At 41.6% G+C, this 19345-nt stretch carries 21 protein-coding genes and 2 tRNA genes; 16 read left to right on the top strand and 7 right to left on the bottom strand.

Annotation, left to right across the window (positions count from 1 at the left end):
• Positions 1–32 precede the first annotated feature (32 nt).
• From ACC612_RS05730 to ACC612_RS05705, 6 genes are all read left to right on the top strand, one after another.
• Positions 33–2528 carry a PAS domain S-box protein gene (locus tag ACC612_RS05730; protein ID WP_371853533.1) on the top strand — a complete coding sequence of 832 codons (2496 nt, stop codon included), beginning with the start codon at positions 33–35 and terminating at the stop codon, positions 2526–2528.
• A gap of 116 nt (positions 2529–2644) precedes the next feature.
• Complete coding sequence (locus tag ACC612_RS05725; protein ID WP_371853532.1) at positions 2645–4318, top strand: site-2 protease family protein; 1674 nt, start codon at positions 2645–2647, stop codon at positions 4316–4318.
• 25 nt (positions 4319–4343) lie between these two features.
• The gene (locus tag ACC612_RS05720; protein ID WP_371853531.1) at positions 4344–5381 is read left to right on the top strand and encodes a TrkA family potassium uptake protein; all 1038 of its coding nucleotides are present in this window, start codon (positions 4344–4346) and stop codon (positions 5379–5381) included.
• On the top strand, positions 5378–6064 hold the full coding sequence (locus tag ACC612_RS05715; protein ID WP_371853530.1) for a TrkA family potassium uptake protein: 687 nt from the start codon (positions 5378–5380) through the stop codon (positions 6062–6064). Before ACC612_RS05720 ends, ACC612_RS05715 begins: the two co-directional genes overlap by 4 nt.
• Positions 6065–6076: 12 nt before the next feature.
• Positions 6077–6820: a sulfite exporter TauE/SafE family protein gene (locus tag ACC612_RS05710; RefSeq protein WP_371853529.1), complete on the top strand. Its 744-nt coding sequence runs from the start codon at positions 6077–6079 to the stop codon at positions 6818–6820.
• Between the two features lie 62 nt (positions 6821–6882).
• A tRNA-Arg gene (locus ACC612_RS05705) sits at positions 6883–6971 on the top strand.
• Position 6972: 1 nt separating this feature from the next.
• On the opposite strand, the gene sfsA is transcribed toward ACC612_RS05705, so the two are convergent.
• From sfsA to ACC612_RS05680, 5 genes are all read right to left on the bottom strand, one after another.
• On the bottom strand, positions 6973–7728 hold the full coding sequence (gene sfsA / locus ACC612_RS05700; protein ID WP_371853528.1) for a DNA/RNA nuclease SfsA: 756 nt from the start codon (positions 7726–7728) through the stop codon (positions 6973–6975).
• Between the two features lie 52 nt (positions 7729–7780).
• Positions 7781–8947: a molecular chaperone DnaJ gene (gene dnaJ / locus ACC612_RS05695; protein ID WP_371853527.1), complete on the bottom strand. Its 1167-nt coding sequence runs from the start codon at positions 8945–8947 to the stop codon at positions 7781–7783.
• Between the two features lie 73 nt (positions 8948–9020).
• Positions 9021–10874 (bottom strand): molecular chaperone DnaK, encoded by a 1854-nt coding sequence (gene dnaK, locus ACC612_RS05690; RefSeq protein WP_371853526.1) that lies wholly within the window; start codon positions 10872–10874, stop codon positions 9021–9023.
• Between the two features lie 105 nt (positions 10875–10979).
• Entirely contained in the window at positions 10980–11549 is a 570-nt protein-coding gene (grpE, locus tag ACC612_RS05685; protein WP_371853525.1) for a nucleotide exchange factor GrpE, read from the bottom strand.
• A 107-nt stretch (positions 11550–11656) separates the two neighbouring features.
• A complete protein-coding gene (locus ACC612_RS05680; protein WP_371853524.1) occupies positions 11657–12079 on the bottom strand; it encodes a heat-shock protein in 423 nt (140 codons plus the stop codon).
• Positions 12080–12196: 117 nt separating this feature from the next.
• On the opposite strand from ACC612_RS05680, the gene ACC612_RS05675 reads away from it, so the two are divergent.
• The 6 genes from ACC612_RS05675 to ACC612_RS05650 all read left to right on the top strand — a co-directional run bounded on the left by ACC612_RS05675 (position 12197) and on the right by ACC612_RS05650 (position 15387).
• Positions 12197–13114: an ATP-grasp domain-containing protein gene (locus tag ACC612_RS05675; RefSeq protein WP_371853523.1), complete on the top strand. Its 918-nt coding sequence runs from the start codon at positions 12197–12199 to the stop codon at positions 13112–13114.
• A complete protein-coding gene (locus ACC612_RS05670; protein WP_371853522.1) occupies positions 13111–14091 on the top strand; it encodes a hydantoinase/oxoprolinase family protein in 981 nt (326 codons plus the stop codon). Before ACC612_RS05675 ends, ACC612_RS05670 begins: the two co-directional genes overlap by 4 nt.
• Positions 14092–14105: 14 nt before the next feature.
• Entirely contained in the window at positions 14106–14756 is a 651-nt protein-coding gene (locus tag ACC612_RS05665) for an amino acid kinase (RefSeq protein ID WP_371853521.1), read from the top strand.
• An 85-nt stretch (positions 14757–14841) separates the two neighbouring features.
• On the top strand, positions 14842–15009 hold the full coding sequence (locus ACC612_RS05660; RefSeq protein ID WP_371853520.1) for an HVO_2753 family zinc finger protein: 168 nt from the start codon (positions 14842–14844) through the stop codon (positions 15007–15009).
• A gap of 9 nt (positions 15010–15018) precedes the next feature.
• Positions 15019–15288: an elongation factor 1-beta gene (locus tag ACC612_RS05655; protein WP_371853519.1), complete on the top strand. Its 270-nt coding sequence runs from the start codon at positions 15019–15021 to the stop codon at positions 15286–15288.
• 27 nt (positions 15289–15315) lie between these two features.
• A tRNA-Ala gene (locus ACC612_RS05650) sits at positions 15316–15387 on the top strand.
• 131 nt (positions 15388–15518) lie between these two features.
• Here ACC612_RS05650 and ACC612_RS05645 read toward each other — a convergent pair.
• A complete protein-coding gene (locus ACC612_RS05645; RefSeq protein WP_371853518.1) occupies positions 15519–15839 on the bottom strand; it encodes a hypothetical protein in 321 nt (106 codons plus the stop codon).
• A gap of 164 nt (positions 15840–16003) precedes the next feature.
• On the opposite strand from ACC612_RS05645, the gene ACC612_RS05640 reads away from it, so the two are divergent.
• The 4 genes from ACC612_RS05640 to ACC612_RS05625 all read left to right on the top strand — a co-directional run bounded on the left by ACC612_RS05640 (position 16004) and on the right by ACC612_RS05625 (position 18375).
• The gene (locus ACC612_RS05640) at positions 16004–16639 is read left to right on the top strand and encodes a DUF4352 domain-containing protein (RefSeq protein WP_371853517.1); all 636 of its coding nucleotides are present in this window, start codon (positions 16004–16006) and stop codon (positions 16637–16639) included.
• 345 nt (positions 16640–16984) lie between these two features.
• On the top strand, positions 16985–17359 hold the full coding sequence (locus ACC612_RS05635; RefSeq protein WP_371853516.1) for a YkvA family protein: 375 nt from the start codon (positions 16985–16987) through the stop codon (positions 17357–17359).
• Positions 17360–17653: 294 nt separating this feature from the next.
• The gene (locus tag ACC612_RS05630; protein ID WP_371853515.1) at positions 17654–17797 is read left to right on the top strand and encodes a hypothetical protein; all 144 of its coding nucleotides are present in this window, start codon (positions 17654–17656) and stop codon (positions 17795–17797) included.
• Positions 17798–17799: 2 nt separating this feature from the next.
• A complete protein-coding gene (locus ACC612_RS05625; protein WP_371853514.1) occupies positions 17800–18375 on the top strand; it encodes a GNAT family N-acetyltransferase in 576 nt (191 codons plus the stop codon).
• Positions 18376–18485: 110 nt separating this feature from the next.
• Here the strand turns inward: ACC612_RS05625 and ACC612_RS05620 are convergent, their stop codons facing one another.
• On the bottom strand, positions 18486–19343 hold the full coding sequence (locus ACC612_RS05620) for a tyrosine-type recombinase/integrase (RefSeq protein WP_371853513.1): 858 nt from the start codon (positions 19341–19343) through the stop codon (positions 18486–18488).
• Between the last annotated feature and the right edge of the window lie 2 nt (positions 19344–19345).

Below are 19345 nucleotides of genomic sequence, written 5' to 3'. Positions count from 1 at the left end.
TATTTTGTATTACAATAGCAAGAGGAAAATAGATGAAAACAAGTGCAAATGGGCTTTTTTTCTTATGCATATACGTAATGCATTTTGTATCTCTTGCAAGTGCTGCTCAAGATGTCAGTTATTATGAGTTGGACATCTGGCATTATGATTGGTTGATTCTTTTTTTCTTATTTTTGTCTTTAGTTTTGATTAGTACTTATAAAAAGGGATTCATACGCGCTTTAGCTAACATGCTATATGGGAAGAAATATTCATTTCATGAATTGAAAAGCGCTCTTGAAGATATTGATATGGGGATTTGGGAACTGGATATGAACAAAGGCACTCTTAACGTTAACAAACGTTGGGCATGTATGCTTGGATACGATCCTGAAGAAATAAAGCCTCATATATCGTTCTGGAATAAATTGACTCACCCAGACGATTGGAAAAATCTTTTTTTTAATAATTCTCATGAAAATCAAGGCATACATAATAATTTCAGAAATGAGATCCGTATGCTGGCTAAGCATGGGGTCTGGAAATGGATTGTTGTAAATGGCACTGTTGTTAGCCGTGATGCGCGAGGAAGCCCTGTTAAGATAATTGGTACTCAGGTTGATATAGATCATATAAAGAAAGCTGAAAAAGAAATTGCACATTCTGAACATAAATTCAGAACTTTATTCCATAGCGCCAACGATTCTATTTTTATCCAGGATATGCACATGAACATACTGGATCTGAACGATGCTGCCTGCAAATGCCTGGGATACAGTAGAGAGAAACTGCTTGGAAAAAAGCTACTTGAAATCACGTCTCAAGAATTCCTTTTAAAAGAGCAGGAAATGCAAAGCAAATTGTTAAAGAACAGGTATTCATTCTACGAAACATGCTATATCTGCAATGATGGGGCTATACTTCCTGTTGAAGTTAGCAGTCGTATTATATATTATGAGAACTCCCAGGCGATCTTAAGCATTGCAAAGGACATAAGCCGCCGCAAAAGAGTTGAATCTGCACTGAATGAATCCGAAAACAAATTCAGGTACATTTTCGATAATGTAAATGATGAGATTTTCATGCAGGATATGAAATATAACTTTCTTGAAGTCAATAGTGTCGCCTGTCAAAGACTCGGATACACAAAAGAAGAACTATTGAAACTTAGACCTGAGGATATTGAAACCCCTGACAATTCTCCTCTGATAAAATCCAGGATGACAGCAATAAACCATTTCAAACACGGAATATTCGAATCAGAGCACCTGCGAAGAGATGGCACCACATATCCAGTAGAACTTAGCATAAGTATTGTAAAACTTGACGGAAAGAAACGGATACTAACAATTGCAAGAGATATCACTGAAAGGAAAGAAGCAGAGGCAGCTGTTCGCAAACATGAGATCGAAAAAGAGATGATACTCGATGGAATGGAAGAACACGTCGTGTACCATGACACTGATATGAAGATATTATGGGCAAACCAGGCAGCATGCTCTTTCTTCAGTAAAGACCGCAGTACAGTAATAGGTAATCAGTGCCATGAGATATGGACCCTTGGAATCGATAGCAATGGAAAAGATTCCATCATGCAGGCTAACATCCACGGCATTTCCAGAGAAATAGAAAGGACTACTCCGGATGGAAGGATATGGAGTGTGAAAGGTTATCCTTTGAAAGGACCGCGTGGAGATATCAATGGTGGAATCATAGTCACTCTTGATATCACTGAAAGGAAAAAAGCCCAGGAGCAAATACAGAAATTCAACCGGGAGCTACTGAAGATCAATGAGGAACTCCAATCTGTGGACAGAATAAAAAATGAATTCCTGGCAAATCTTGGACACGAACTTAGAACTCCACTTAGCTCTATAATAGGATACAGTGAACTTCTGGATTCATTGACACTTGGAGAACTCAATGAGGTACAGAAAAAGGCTTCTGAATCTATATACAGGAATGCAGAGAGATTACGCAGTTTGATAGACTCCTTACTTTACCTAAGTTATGTTAATTCAGGAAAGATAGAATATAATTTTGAGCTTATGCACATTGGCAGTGCCATTGATGAAGCTATTGCCAGAGTTGCAGGAGAACTGGAAGATAAAGGTATAACAGTGGATAAAAAGATTTCACACGAGATATCCTTCATGAAAGCTGAACCTGCAAAGATCCAGGAATTGCTGCATAATATACTGGACAATGCCATAAAGTTCTCAAACAAAAATGGAAAAATCGAGATCGATGCCCACTTAGAAGAAGAAGAAAATACGCTAAAAATAGAAATATCTGATTATGGAATTGGCATACCCTATGACAAAGTGAACAATCTTTTTACGCTTTTCCATCAAGTAGATGGTTCCATGAGCCGCAGACACGGCGGAACTGGAGTCGGACTATATATATGTAAAAATATAGTTGCGGCGCATAATGGTTCAATATGGATTGTAAGCAAAGAAGGCAAAGGCACTACAGTACACGTGTCCCTTCCTTTGAAGTGGAAAGCCGCAGACAGAAAAGAGTATATAGACCTCACTGACAATTAAACTGACAATTAGAAGAACATAGTGCTATGCTTTTTTGCAGCATTATGATCCATAAAATAGGTTATAAAGAAAAAGGCAATGATGTTATAATATCAGTGCCTAATTGGAGAGTTTATTTGAACTGGACGACCGTTGGAATTGCATTATTTCTCCTGTACTGGATGTTAATATCTCATCTTAACAGGAAGGGTATCCTTGAAAGACACAACATCACAAGCTATGGCCCTTTGTTAATGATCAGGACTACTAAGGGACTGAAACTACTTGACAAACTGGCAGTACCCAAAAAGGCCTGGAGATTATTTGCTGATGTCGGCATAAGGATGATGTTTATAGGCATGTTCGCAATGCTACTTGTTGTGATAGCTTCAGATATTGGCATGTTGGCATCTGTAGCCAACAATACAATGCCTGAACCCAGTAAGTTTAATGAAGCACGTAACATATTCCTTATTCCGGGTGTTAATGAGTTCATACCCTTTACATGGGGATTAATAGCACTTGTTGTAACTCTTGTAGTGCATGAGTTCTCCCATGCAATCCTGTGCAGGGTGGAAAATATACGTGTCAAGTCCATGGGTATATTGTTAGCACTTATACCGGTCGGAGGATTTGCTGAACCAGACGAAAAAGAACTCTTTGGCACAGAAGATTCAAGCAAAATTGATGAAAATACTGAAGTAACAAATCCTAAAACAGCCACAAGACAGCAAAGAGCACGTATTCTTGCAGCCGGCGTCATGGCAAATTTTGTCGTTGCACTTATTGCTTTATCTCTGCTCTTTGGGCCAGTGCTCGGTGCTATTGTACCCATTGGAAATGTAATGATAACCGATGTGCAAGGGGAGGCTGCGAGTGCGGGACTCGAGTCGCAGATGATCATCACTCAAATAAATGACAAGCCGGTTGACAACGTATTGGGGATGCTTGAATATCTTGATACAATACCAGCCGGAGAAACGGTCAGAGTACAGGCTTCAAAGGAGATGGTTAGCTCCACCTATGAGATCAAAGCAGGATCTGCTGAAGAAACTGTTAATGGCGTTCTTATACAGGGCATAGTGTCTGATTCTCCGGCAGAGGCAGCAGGCTTACAGAAAGGCATGAGAATCATGCAAATGGACGATGTTCCTATGAGAACTGTCTATGACTTCAGGTCATTTATGAATACCACATCTACTGACCAATCTGTAAAACTCTTGCTTGCTGATAATACATCAAAAACATTTGAGGCAACAGTTCAGCTTGCATCTCATCCGGATGAAGGTGGACAGAAAGGGTTCTTGGGAGTGTATACTGGCCAGGATGAAGATGTGATGACAAGCCTTGGGATCACAGTGGGAGAATTCCCTGCTACATCATACCTTTCTTTGCTTAAGGGTATCCCGGAAATGCTCAAGGGAACAGTTGGATGGATAATCCTGCTTGGATTGCCGATTGTAGGATTTGCAGGAGAGGGGTTCCCAGGATTTAGCGGGATGCTTGCTAATTTCTATGCACCTGCCGGATGGGCAGAACCGCTGGGAATAGGACTATTCTGGATCGCTAATTCCCTGCTATGGATTGGATGGCTCAATTTCTATGTGGGGTTATTCAATTGCCTGCCCGCAGTACCTCTTGATGGAGGGCATATATTCAAAGATTACACAAAGGCCTTTATTTACTGGCTGACAAAGAACGAAGAACAGTCGCTTCGTTTGTCTTCAGCCGTAACTGCAACATTTGCAATACTGATATTCATGTCCTTTGCGTTCATGGTATTCGGACCTTATATAGTACATGGATTCTGAAAAAGGCATCAGGATGTGGTGACACATGAAACATACGTATTTCTGGCGCATGACTATAGCGAAATACGTTGTTTCTTTAGTCGTTGTATTCACCGCATACATTTTTACCTTTATATGGATAATGCGTACTGAAGGACAGCTGGCGTTTGCAAATATACCTAATGCTATATATTGGACAGCTGCCACTGTCACTACAGTTGGATATGGAGATATTGTATTCAAATCTACTATAGGAAAACTATTTTCAGTATTTGTGCAATTCTCAGGAATCCCACTTGTTTTTGGTTTGTTATTTACGTGGCTGCTTATTCCCTGGATGGAAAAAACAGTAAGACCAGCTATTCCGTTAAAAGTTTCCGAAAAATTGAACGATCATATAATAATATGTGGCTATAATAAAATTGTTGAAACACTCATAGAAGAGCTACAAGAAAAAAATATCCCATATATCATCATAGAGGATGATGATAAACTTGTAAGGACACTTATAAAGAGGAACATAGCCTGCATTTTTGGCAGTTCATCTGATGAAACTACGCTTAAAAATGCCCATATAGATACCGCACGTTTTTTCATTGCCAATAAATCAGATGAAATGAATGCTACTATTGTCCTCACTGCAAGAGCGATATGTGATGTAAATATCATAGCCATCGTAGAGAATGTGTCAAATGCCAAATACCTGAAATATGCAGGAGCTACTCGCGTACTGTCACCTAAACAGCTTTTTGGAGATTTTATTGGCAGAAAGGCAGCTGATCCGTTTGTAGGAAAACTGACTGGTACAACAGAATTCTTTGAAGGCGTAAGCATAGTAGAGTTCCCGATATATCCTAAAAGCCTACTGATGGGTAAAACACTTCGCAGTGCTTCAATCAGGGAAAGAACTGGTGCCAATGTGGTAGGTATATGGAGTGGGGGCAAGCTTACATACGACATATCCCCAAATGAAAGGATAAGAGAGAATTCGGTATTACTTGCCATTGGCACTATGGAACAGCTCGCCAAACTTAAAAAACTGACCCAGGGTAATCAGGAAAACAATCACGGTGAATCAATATGAACAACGATAAAGGTCATCTTATCGTGCTGGGATATGGTGATGTAGGGAAAAGAGTTACTGAGATATTAAAGCGGAATAATTTGAATTTCCTTGTGGTCGATGCTCACCCAGAGGTATTTGAAAAAGCTGATTTTGATTTTGTAGTGGGGAATGCTACTTCAGAAGATACACTTAAAGAGGCAAATGTTGAAAATGCTTCTACGATAATAATTTCTCTTAACGATGACAACGATGTTATATTCGCAACGCTCATAGCCAGGAACCTAAATCCTTCAGTGACAATAATGGCAAGGTCTAATTCCTACAAATCTATTGATAAAATATACAAAGCAGGTGCAGATTATGTTCCATCTATCTCCATAGTCGCCGGGCAAATGCTTGCAAGAATGACATCTGAATGCTCTAAAGATGCATGTTCCCTTATAGATGAGGATATCAGGCTATACGAAGGAATAGATATTGAAAAACATCGTGTAAGAGATGGCGACCCACTTGCTGGGAAGTCTATAAAGGAGTTGGATATTCGGGCAAAGATAGGATGTACAATAATAGGAATAGAAAGGAATAACAATGTTATCACAGATATCACGCCGTCACTTGTAATTCAATTAGGAGACGTGGTAGCTGTTGTCGGCGGTAAGACAGAGATAGCTATGTTCAAGAAAAAGTACCTGAAGAATTAGGTCAATGATATCATGGATCCGCTGGTATTTGCAGTACTGGTATTCTTCTTGTCTGCCCTGTTCTCCATGATCGGCCTGGGAGGTGCGATAGTATATGTTCCTCTTTTTTATTGGTCAGGAATAGACTTGCTTAGTGCTATACCTATGGGCTTGTTGCTGAATACTGCCACATCTGCATCTGCTGCCTTTACATATTTACGTAAAGGACTTGTAGAACTTAGGGTAGCTACCCCATTCCTTATTATATCTATGATAGCTGCACCCATAGGTGCCTATTGTACAAACATAGTTCCCACCGATATACTGCTAGCGATATTCAGTATCATTATGGTAGTTGTAGGAATAGAGATGTTGAAACCTCAAAAAGAGATTTTGATAGGCAGCCATGACCATCCTTTTTCTCTTCCCCTTATTTTGACCAGTGGGTTTATAGTGGGTTTTATCGGAGGGCTGCTGGGAATAGGCGGTGGTTCTCTGATAATGCCACTGCTTTTGTATTTCGGATACGCAGTAAAGAAATCTGCTGCTACCTCCGGAATTATTGTATTGTTCACTTCGCTTTCAGGGCTTATAGCGCACCTGAGTTCATGGAAACCTGATATTCAGCTTCTAATCTATATCACAATTGCAGCTATTCTGGGAGCACAGGTAGGCTCTTATCTTATGCATGCAAGAATGAAGTCCGAAACTCTCAGGAAAATGGTTGGGTTAGTACTATGGGGAATGGCTCTCAAAATATTCTCTGGGCTTATCTGAGATCATCCGGATGGAAACCTTTAAGAATTTTATCGTTATCAGATGTTCCATAAACAAGAAGTGGGCTCGTAGGGTAGCCAGGATATCCTAATGGGCTTCGAAACAATCGTGAAGATACCCATTGACTCGCGTTCGAATCGCGGCGGGCCCGCCTAACTTTTCCTTAACTTGCTGCAAAGAGGCAATTTTCTGCAAAAGAATACCTGGCCGTAGTCGTCCTTTTTCTCAAACGTAAAAACCAGAGGATGTATCTGTACTCCTTCTTCGATGGCATGGAGAAAAGCAGCGGCAAAATCCGGATCTATTTTCTCATGAGCCCAAAAACACTTTGCTTCCTGGCGGAAGATCAATACCATCATTATAGCATTATCCCCTGCCTGTAAGGCTTTTATAAGTTCTTCAACGTGCCTTTTTCCACGGGCAGTGGGAGCATCGGGAAACATAGCTTTGCCATCTTCAGCAAGCGTACAACCTTTGACCTCAACCCATGTCCTACGCCCTGCTCCTTCAAGCAGGTAATCCAGCCTGCTTTCGCCAAATACTTGCTCCGGAGTGATATGTTCAATATCTCCCAGGCCTGATATTATTTGGTTCTCCAGAACCCAGTTGGAAATTTGCCTATGATATCCCGAATGAGTAAGAACAAAATTGTCTCCTACCTTTCCTCCAATAAGATCCCAAAGCGTTTTTCTGCCTTTCCCATCAGCCTTTTTCAGAATCACACGGTTTCCTGGATAGAGTATGTCCTCAAGCCTTCCAGGATCATGGATATGCACTTTTTCAGCTTTTGATCCCTGGGGAGTTATAATATCCACTATTCCCAGAAAACGGTTTGGTCTGCAAACCAAAATCCCTTCTGCGTCAAGAGGGATATCAAGCACATGCCTTTTATCGCTTATCGCGTTCATTTTGATATAAAAATAGAGAAAAGGTGGTTATGAGTTCAAATATACCCTTTGCCTATGAGCTGAATGCATCTTTTACTTTTTCAAATATGCCTGAATGCTTACTATTTTTGGCGCTCTTTCTGTCAAGCTCATCGAACTTCCGGAGTAATTCTTTCTGCTCTGAATTAAGGTTCTTCGGTGTTTGCACGATGACTCTGACAAGCTGATCGCCTTCACCACTTCCATGCAGATGTGGCATTCCCTTGCCTTTGAGCCTTAGAACGGAATGCGTCTGTGTCCCTGGTTTAATGTTCATTTTTACATTTCCATAAAGAGTCGGCACAAGCACCTCATCACCTAAAGTCGCCTGCACAAATGAAATCGGCAATTCGTATAGTATATCGTCGCCCACGCGCTCGAAGGTCTTGTGAGGCTGTACATGCACCATAACATAAAGGTCACCTGCCGGAGCACCTGGACTTCCTGCTTCACCTTCTCCCCGGATCTTCAAACGCAGGCCATTATCAGCTCCCTTTGGTAACTTTACAGAAAGTTTCTTTACTTTCTTGATCTTACCCGTACCTTTACATGCAGGACAGGGATCCTCTATTATCTGACCGTTCCCATGACATGTGTTACAGACAGTTGTACTCATAAAGCGGCCAAATGGTGTATTGCGTGCACTGGTTATCTGTCCACTGCCATGACATGTGGGACAGGTTTTAGGAGTCGTACCTGCTTTTGCACCGGTACCTCCACAAGTCTCACAATTTTCCGCCCGTGGGACATTGATAGTAGTTTCCACACCTGTAGCTGCTTCTTCAAGAGATATGGACAGATCATAACGCAGGTCAGAACCCCTCATTGGGGCATTGCGTCTTCCTCTTCCACCACCGAAGATATCACCGGCAAATCCTCCAAAACCGCCTCCGAAGATTCCGGAAAGTATATCTCCCAGATCTTCAAAGCCTCTGAAGTCAGCACCACGGAAAATATCTTCCTGAGAATAGCGCCCATCTATACCAGCGTGACCGAACTTATCATACTGGGCTCTTTTTTCCTCATCAGAGAGCACGGCATAAGCTTCAGAGATCTCCTTGAATTTTTCCTCGGCATCCGGAGCCTTATTTTTATCCGGATGGTATTGCATTGCAAGCTTCCTGTAGGCCTTTTTAATCTCGGCTTCAGTAGATTCCTTGGAAACCCCAAGGATCTCATAATAATCACGTGTAGTGGACATGAAAAACCCTGCGTGTCAGTATAAAATAAATAAAGTACGTTCAGATAGAACGTACCTTTGTACCTGAAACTGTTTAATTCTTGCCGTCATCAACGATTTCATAGTCAGCATCTACTACTTCATCACCAGAATCTGATTTTGCAGATGCACCTGCAGAAGCTCCTGATCCTGAAGCAGCTTCTTGTTGTGCTTTCTGGTACATAGCAGCTGAAACATCGTAGATTGCAGTCTGAAGAGCTTCTGTCTTGGACTTGATTTCCTCAACATCATCCTTCTGAAGAGCATCTTTCAGAGCAGAGATAGCACTTTCCACTTTTGACTTCTGGTCTGCAGTTACAGAATCACCTGCTTCCTTGAGGGTCTTCTCTGCTGCGTTGACAAGAGATTCACCGGTGTTCTTTACCTCAACCTGCTCCTTACGCTTGTGATCCTCATCAGCATGGAGTTCTGCATCCTTTACCATCTTGTCGATCTCTTCATCAGAAAGACCGCCTGGTTTCTGGATGGATATGGACTGTTCCTTACCAGTACCCAGATCCTTTGCCCTCACGTGGAGGATACCATTTGCATCTATGTCAAATGTAACCTCTATCTGTGGAATTCCTCTTGGAGCAGGTGGAATCCCATCGAGGATGAAACGTCCCAGTGTCTTGTTAGCAGAAGCTATACCCCTTTCACCCTGCAAGACATGGATCTCCACAGATGGCTGGCTGTCAGCAGCCGTGGAGAATACCTGGCTCTTCCTTACAGGTATGGTGGTGTTACGCTCGATGAGCGGAGTTGCTACACCACCCAAAGTTTCAATACCAAGTGTAAGAGGTGTTACATCCAGGAGCAATACATCATGGACCTCTCCTCCAAGGACACCACCCTGAATTGCTGCACCTACTGCAACGGCTTCATCTGGATTGATGTTCTTATACGGGTCCTTACCAGTCACCTTTTTGATAAGCTCAGTGACTGCAGGCATCCTTGTAGAACCTCCTACAAGAAGTACCCTGTCGATGTCCTTTGCTGTGAGCTTTGCATCTTTCATTGCCTGATTGACAGACACCAGAGTCTTATCTACCAGGTCAGCAGTCATCTTCTCGAACTGCGCCCTTGTAAGGTCGATATCAATGTGCTTTGGCTGCCCGTTGGCATCTGCGGTGATGAACGGAAGGTTGATGTTGGTGGAAGGTATACCAGAAAGCTCAATCTTTGCTTTCTCAGCTGCATCCCTCAGACGCTGCAATGCTGCCCTATCCTTTGAGAGATCGATACCTTCGTTTTTCTTGAACTGTTCAACAAGATAATCTACTATCCTCTGGTCGAAGTCATCTCCACCAAGATGAGTGTCTCCACTGGTTGAAAGTACCTCGAATACTCCTCCTCCAAGCTCTAGGATGGATACATCAAAGGTACCACCTCCAAGGTCGTAGATAAGGATCTTGTGATCTTCAGCCTCTTTATCAAGACCATAGGCAAGAGCTGCTGCAGTAGGCTCATTGATAATCCTCATTACTTCCAAACCTGCAATAGCACCTGCATCTTTGGTAGCCTGCCTCTGTGCATCATTGAAATAAGCGGGAACTGTAATGACAGCCTGTGTAATAGTTTCTCCAAGGTATGCTTCAGCATCTTCCTTCATTTTACGCAGGATCATGGCAGATATTTCCTGCGGAGTGTAGTCCTTTGCGCTGAGGGTTACCTTATATGATGCCTCTCCCATGTGCCTTTTGATAGAGTACACAGTATTATCTGCATTTGTGATCATCTGCCTCTTGGCAACCTGACCAACAAGTTTCTCACCCTTCTTGGAAAAACCTACGACAGAAGGTGTTGTTCTGCCCCCTTCTGCATTAGGGATGACAGTTGGCTCTCCACCTTCGATAACAGCCATACAGGAATTTGTGGTTCCAAGGTCAATACCCAATATCTTTGCCATAATATTACCTCTCAGATCATTATAAGATCATTATGTTGGAATTAAATATTTATGAGTTTGTTTATATAGTCGTCACGCAACACGGTGCAGCTTTACCTGCAACCCTTAATCTTTACCTGATGCTTCTGGAAGCCTTGACACAGTCACAGCGGCGGGCCTGAGAACCTTGGAGTGTAAATAAAATCCAGGTTTGCATACTCCAATAATGGTATTCTCTTCGTGGTCGGGATGCTCAACATGCAGCATCGCCTCATGCTCATGGGGATTAAATTCTGCACCCATACATTCCATTTTCTGAAGACCTTCTTTTTCCAAAATGGAAACAAACTGCTTGAAAACCATCTCAACACCCTTTACCACGGAACCAACATCTTCTGTATTTTTAGCAGATTCCATAGCACGTTCAAAGTTATCATAAACTTCTATGAGTTCAAGCAGAAGGTTCTCTGATGCGAACTTACGAAACTCTTCCTTTTCCCTGACGGTACGCTTCCTGAAGTTATCAAACTCTGCGGTCAGACGTAAGAGCCTGTCCTTTAATTGTCCTATCTCTTCGTCTTTCATGCAAAGCTGCTCCTCCAGAGATGGCGCGCCATTTGTGACTGACACATCATCCTTCACATCATTCTCAGTTTTGGGTTTCATTTTATCAATATTTCCCAATCCTTCATCCATCTATACATTCCTCTTGTCTGTGTTCGGTTGTGTGTCTTCAAACCTCATGATTGTTTGAGGTTCTATAAATACATTTTGGTCAAGAAGATACAACCTAAAAAAGGTGTTTAGAAGTGCTGTACATGCATCTTATGCTGCACAGCCTTTATAATGAGCATGCTTGAGATCATGCAGATAGCAAGGGCTGATATCATCGTATCCCACCCAATATCACCGACTCCCTTGAAACCAAGATTCATAATAATATAAGAAACGCCGGTGAAAAAAGCAGTTACTGCAAAGGTCACAGCGAATGCAGCTATACTTCCACCTACAAGCGAACCCATATGATCAGCACCCCTGTTTTCAAAGAATACAGAAGCTGCAATGAATATAACAGCAAAGATCAGCAACATCACCGCAAAAGGAAGAGGAGTGTTTTTTGTACCGAGTATTGTCATGATGCCCATAGCAATGCCTATCATGAACAGTGCCATGGAGGTAGATATTGCTATAGCCTGCGCAAATGGATTTTCAGATAATATTCCCATATTCGTCCCTTGGATAGCCAAGATGTGAATGATAGTATTTATTGATTATCGAATAATTATACTATTGTTCTTTCCTGCTCGTTAGTAATAAATCTAATAAAACGATTTTCATCCTTCATGAAGATACTACTTGCAGAATATGCAATGGGTACAGGTATGGGTGGCACTTTCCTGCTTGAAGGCAAATCCATGCTCAAGACCCTTGTCAGCAGTTTCGCAAGACTTGGTCATGAAGTCACTTATTTGACTTCGGGTACTTTGTTGCCTGCAGGAAATGCAAAAATCTCAACAGAAGAAGATTTCAGAAACATCCTTGAAGAAGAAGCAAAAAAAAGTGATGCTGGGCTTGTAATAGGCCCCGATGAAATCTTATCTGAACTTACCTCATTCATTGAAGACAATACACTTAATCTGGGTTCCACGCCTGAAGCAGTTGCTTTGTGTGCAGATAAGGTAAAGTGTACTGAAGTGCTTCTGCGGCACAATATAGCTGCTCCTCGCATCTTAAATGATACGAAAAGCATAAAATGCGTGGTAAAACCCAGATTCGGATGTGCTTCTGAAGATACATACCTCACCATAAACACTGAAGTGCCTTCCGGATCCATTGCAACAGAGTTCATAAATGGAGAACATCTGAGCGTGAGCCTCATAGCAGGAGAAAAAACGTTGCCATTATGTGTTAATAAACAGCAGATCGAATTTATGGATGTAAAGGACCCTTCCGGGCTTCACGTCGAATATAAAGGTAACACAGTATCTTTTTCACCATCTTATAAAGAAGAACTGTTCCAGGCAGCCATGGAAGCTGCAAGAGTTCTTGGATGCAGAGGCTATACTGGTGTGGATATAGTGTATAACGGGACACCTTACATCGTAGATGTAAACCCCAGGCCAACAACTTCGATATATGGGATAGCTAAAGTAATGGATGTCGAGATAGCGGACCTGCTGCTTAAGAACCTATTGGGAGGATTACCGCAATCTGTTAGTATGAATGCAGAGTGCACCTTTACAAAGGAGGATTTCAAATGAGATTCCTTGGTATTGACATCGGAGGAGCAAATACAAAAATAGCTACTTCTGATAGGGCTATCGTAGAGCTTCACTATCTGCCGCTATGGAAAGATACCACTTTGCCGCAGACACTTAAAGACATAGCCAAGCGGCTCAATCCTGACATGGTCGCAGTGGTCATTACAGGAGAACTTGCCGACTGCTTTGAAGATAAGATGCATGGGCTAAAGTTCATAATGCAGGCAGTAGAGAATGCATTTGGATGTGAGGTGCGTTACATCGGAACCAACGGAGAAGTGCATGAACATGGTGAAGAACTGCGAAATCTCGCTGCAGCAAATTGGGCAGCTTCTTCAAGATTGATCGGTGAAGAAATAGGCGATTGCATCTTTGTGGATGTAGGAAGCACTACTACTGACATAATACCTATAGTAGATGCAAAACATGTAGCATCAACTACCGACTTTAAGAGGTTGCTTGCAAGCGAACTTGTGTATATGGGCACATTGCGTACCAATGTTGCTACCCTGCTGGACAAAGTTGAACTGGAACAGGGAACATGCAGGGTTTCCTCGGAGCTTTTTACAACAACAGGTGATGTTTACCTGTTGCTTGAAGATATCAGGCCGGAAACTTACACCTGTACTACTGCCGATGGAGCGGGCAAAAGCAGGATTGAAGCCATGAGAAGACTTGCAAGGCTTGTGTGCGCGGACCTGGAAGAAATATCAGAAGATGATGTAATGGATATTGCAAAGCAGGTCAGGGAAAAACAGATAAGTCTGTTGACTGAGGCAATTACCACAGTATCCCAAAAATACGGTACAAGCAGAATTGTTGCTGCAGGTATCGGGGAATTTATGATAATCGAAGCAGCAGAGAGACTGGGCATGGAGTACATTTCTGTGGCTGAGAAGTGGGGAAAAGAGATATCCGATGTTTTTCCTGCCTACGCTGCAGCCTGGCTGATAGAGAAAGCTGAGAATCGCCAATAATGTGAGAACAATATATGAGCATTGTAAAAAATCACGTTGTTCTTAAACTTGGAGGGAGCCTTATGGAAAATGCTCCCCAACTTCTCATTTATTTGAAGGATAATCTAAATTTGATTTCTTATACTGCCCCTGCAGTGCTGATAGTACCTGGTGGCGGTGTTTTTGCAGATAGCATAAGAGAAGTTCACCGAAAAGAAGGCATCGGCGATTATGCAGCCCATTGGATGGCAATCCTGGGGATGGAACAATATGCATATTACCTTGCCGACAAGAGCGGGATCAGAACAACGGATGATTTAGACAAGATCGTTCCGGGAATTACTATTCTAATGCCTTATAGACTGCTGTATAGCATGGATCCCTTGCCTCATTCTTGGGATGTGACATCTGACTGCATTGCTGCATGGGTGGCATCAATGTTGAGTGCCAGGCTGGTAAAGGCTACTGATGTGGACGGAGTACTGGTCTATGGAAAGACTGTTGCAACCATAGATGCAGTAAAACTTAATGAGATGGGTGAAAGCTGCGTGGATAGAATGCTGCCGGAACTATTGATGAAAGATGGTAGAGATTGCATGATAGTCAATGGAAATTACCCTGAAAGAGTGCTGGCCGCTCTTGAGGAGAAAGCTGTAATAGGCACTCTTATCAAGGGGAATATTTAAATCGTATACTGATTATGTACACAAATCATCTTATGCTGATGAACATAGTATTTATTTCTATTATAACTAATGAAGGAGAATTTGAATGGTAAACAAGGTCACAAACTGTACTTCATGCGGTATTAACTTAGAGGAACGTGGTTTTGCCCGGTTCCCATGCCCAGTATGTGGTTCAGATATAGGAAGATGCGTGAGCTGCAGACAGCAGAGCAACCCTTACACCTGCCCAAAATGCGGTTTTGTAGGTCCATGAGGTGTAATAATGGGTGATGTAGCAGCAACAATGAAGATAATGCCAGAAAGTGTGGAAACCGATCTGGAAGACCTCAAAAGTAAACTTGAAGCCGTAATCCCTGAGGGAGCAAGCTTATTTGGTTCAAAGATCGAACCTGTTGCTTTTGGTCTTAAGGCACTTGTCATGGTTATAATGGTAGGCGACATCGAAGGGGGCACAGAGCAGGTAGAAGCTGCCTTTGCTGCTGTTCCTGGTGTCGAAAGCGTACAGGTCACAGAAGTGGGCAGACCACTCTAAGACCCTTCTTTTTTATCTTCTTTTTTCGGGCTTGTAGATCAGGGGTAGATCGTTACGTTCGCAACGTAGAGGCCGCGGGTTCAAATCCCGCCGAGTCCATAAAAGAAGTTTAGACAGTTCTGTGCTGTTACTGCTTTTTAGGCTCTGTAGAAATAATCTATTTTAGAGGAGCTAATCAAGTTGACATTTTTACGAAATGTGTCTGTATATATCGTTCCATAACAGACATTTCAGGCGAATGATATTGATTTTAACAGGGTTTCTACAGAGCCCAAATGAGCATTTCTACAAAGCCTATATTCGATAGATGTTTTATGCCGTTGGTATTCATTCTCCCTTAGCAGTTGTTCGAGGTATTCAATGTATTCATCTTTACTCAATCCCTGAATACGTGCTTCGTAAAGGGAACGTTTGGTTTGAATATACTTAGATCCGTTGTTTTCACTTCTATCTTTATAGTATTCCTCGAGATCGTCTATCGCATGGATTACAGCGTATCTTGCTAACTCCCTTGGTGACATATTCTCGAGATCTTTTGATTTCTTCTTCAAGACAATAACCCACATGATGCAATGAACTGGGGATTAGTAAATCTATTCCTTTAGAGTGTATCAGAAAAATGTAGATGTAAACGTATGGTTTAATAATATACGATTGCGCAAAACAAAATCAAAAAGTATATATCCAACATTCCTACTATTTTTACGGGATAGAAATGAACATAATCCTCAAATTAGGTATTGGAGCACTTTGTGTGCTCGGATTACTTGTGGTGGTTACAGCATTGTTTGCCCCTAACGACAATGTTTCTACTGCAGTCACCACAGAAAAAACGAATTTGCCTTCAGAAGATGTTGCAACTGAACAGACAACACAGGCAAACACAACCGAAACAGCCGCGGAAACACAGCCAGAATCATCTAATACAGCCACACCTACTACTTACAAAGTGGGAGATGTTGTTACAGATGGTAAAACCAACTTCGTTGTGAATGGTATGAAGACTGCTTCAAAGATTGATGAAAAGAATAATGAGTTTTCAGTTGCAGAGGCACAACCTGGTTATGAATACATGATTCTGGATGTGACTATTGAGAACATAGGATCTGAAACAGTTTCATATTCGCCTACCATTAACTTCAAAGTATTGGATTCATCTGGATACTCTTATACCGAAGATTTCACTGCAGAAACCGCACTTGCCAAGCCACTGGATGGTAACAATGTAGTTCCAGGCGGTAAATGTAGAGGAGAAGTGCCTTACTTGGTTCCGGGTGATGCACAGGGATTACAACTGCAGTTCTCTTTCGAGGCATTTGGTAACAACGTAGCGACTATAAATCTTGAATGATTTGTGTGGATAACTTTTCTCCATACGTCCTTATTTTTTCGTAAAAACCCTGTTTTGAAGATCGAGATAAGTCTGTATAGAGTGTGAGTAATATGATTAAGAGAATAAGAAGGGAGTACTAAAGTTGGATTCAAATATCCTAGTAACAACTGTTGATACCATGGTTATAGTATGTGTCACCGGATTTTGGGTATACAGTCTTCACAAAAAGATGGACAAGATCATTGGATTGTTGGAGAAAAAATAAATCCAGAATGATGGTGTGGTTAACTTCTCCCACACCCCATTATCCGCTAATTTTTGTTATAGCATTTATGTACAATGCTCACATGAAAAATAAGTCGCATGAAAGACTCATTGAGGAAAACTGCACAGAGACTAAAAAGAGACATAAAGGCATTATATCTTGTCAGTAGAAGATCTGATGTACCTCTGTACACAAAATTATTCGTAATCATAATTGTAGGATATGCTCTAAGCCCAATTGATCTGATTCCTGATTTTATTCCAATATTGGGTTATGTCGATGACCTTATTATTATTCCTTTGGGAATTTGGCTAGCCTTAAGGTTAATTCCTGAGTCAATCATGGAAGAGTGTAGATTAGAAGCAGAGCAGACGATCGCCAGTACAAAAATGTCTACCTGGGTAGCCGGTGGACTTATCATATTACTATGGATAATCATAGTTTATATTTTATTGAAAAGAATAGTAGCATAGTAATCACATCGTGTGCAGTAGCATTAACAATATGACTCTATTGCAAACATTTCAGCCACGAGAACTTCACCTTGAGCCGTCCCATCTATGAACTTTAGCTTTTCTCCAACCGCTTAACACTGTCATATAAGGCTTCAGCCTATTAGATAATTCAATCATTTTTTTGACTTGGGCCTCGACTTGGGCCTTAGGATATTTTTAAACATGACAACATTTATACACAGGCAAGAACCAATATAGACATTGATACTTGTATAATTTCAAGAGTATAATTACAATACGGAGGCAGTGGCGATGGCAAAACCAATAGAGCTGGGACTGGTCCTAGAAGGTGAAGACGCCCGGGAATTCTGGGAGAACGAAAAGAAACCAGCCACAAAACAGCAGGTAGAGATGTTCAAGAGAGCAAGGAAACTTGCAAGCACAATAAGGTTGTAATCTTGACGTCAAAGATAGATGATTCTGAATTTGTTACTTTTTCACTTTCTAAAAGAACAGATGTTTCATCTTTTCACTGCACGAACAGTGATTTAAACGATTTCTTGAAAAATGATGCTCTTCGAAATCAAGAGCAACTTATCAATAAGACATACGTCTGCTATTATCAAAACCATTTAGTGGGATATTTCACTTTAACTACTAATACAATCCAAGTTAAATCAATAGATTCTTCTGACTGTGTAGATGATTTTCCATATTCAAGATATCCAGCCCTAAAACTTGCAAGGTTAGCAACGGATGAAAAGTTCCAACATATGGGTGTGGGATCATACATGCTACATATTGCAATATACCTAACTCAAAAGGTGTCGGAAATTGCAGGATGTAGATATATTACAGTCGACTCAAAACCACAGTCTGTGGGATTTTACACTAAACATGGTTTCAAGCTTGTAGAAGAGTCTAGGAAAAAGGAGTATCCAGTCCTATACTTGAACATGCAACCAATTATAGAAGAACTGGAGCCGACAGAATCTTTGGAACCATATATTAAGGATGGACATGACACAGAATAAAAGTAAAGATGATAAGGAAACATGGGCCTCTTCACTTACTCGGATGACCGCAGGATCTTAGAAGAGTCCATTAAAGAAAATAGGAACCTTTTAAAATGGCTCTCTGAACTTTAACTTTTCTCCACATTACTCAGCATTGCCCTGGCCTTCTCAGATCTCATTACAAGCTGCAGGATCTCAGGTAACCTGTCCTCATACTGCTTGATCTCATCCAATGCCTGCCTATCCAGCACAAGAGAACATTGAGAACAGAACTTGTCAGATGGCCTTAACACATTGCTACAGCGTGGACATTTCTTAAGGGTTACATGCCTCTTATCCTCTGTCTTTAATCCACATTTCTCAAAGATCCTATCATTGATTTCCTGGTCTGTGAAATTAGCATATATCTTGAACATCTGGTTACTGCCTTTAGACCACCCTGCCCGGTGCTTAATCTCCTGCTCATTGTACCCGTCCAGAATCCAATGTGTAATAGCAAGATGTCTGAAGCTATGGGGATTTACAGGTTTCTTAATTCCGGCACGCTCAGCTATCTTTTTGATTGTTATTCTGACAGATTTGTAACTCAAAGGTTCCATGTTCCGGTCACGTGTTACCCACAGAGCAGCCTCCGGATCATCTCTTAAGGGGTGTACGGCCAACCATTGATTGAGATATCCAGTTGACCAGGTCAAAGGAATACCTTTAGCAGGGGTAGTCTTTTTAGACTGGCTGGTTTGAGATATGTACAATATAGCTCCATACTGATTGAACTCTGCATGCTTTATCCTGCATGATGCCAAAGCACCAATACGCATACCAGAATCAGCCAGTACAGCAATAATGGCCTTATCTCTGGGATGTGTGCAAGCTTCCATAAGGCGATCAAATTCCGCCTGTGTAAGAAGATCTGATGGCTGTACTGGAGAATCTTCCTTGATCAATTTCAGATCTCTTACCCATTTCGGAGGTTCACCATCGTGCATCC

Origin of the sequence: Methanomethylovorans sp. (genome assembly GCF_041447285.1) — an archaeon.
Lineage (GTDB): Archaea > Halobacteriota > Methanosarcinia > Methanosarcinales > Methanosarcinaceae > Methanomethylovorans.
The sequence above is the reverse complement of the archived record's forward strand: the minus strand, read 5'-3'. Positions and strand labels throughout refer to the sequence as shown.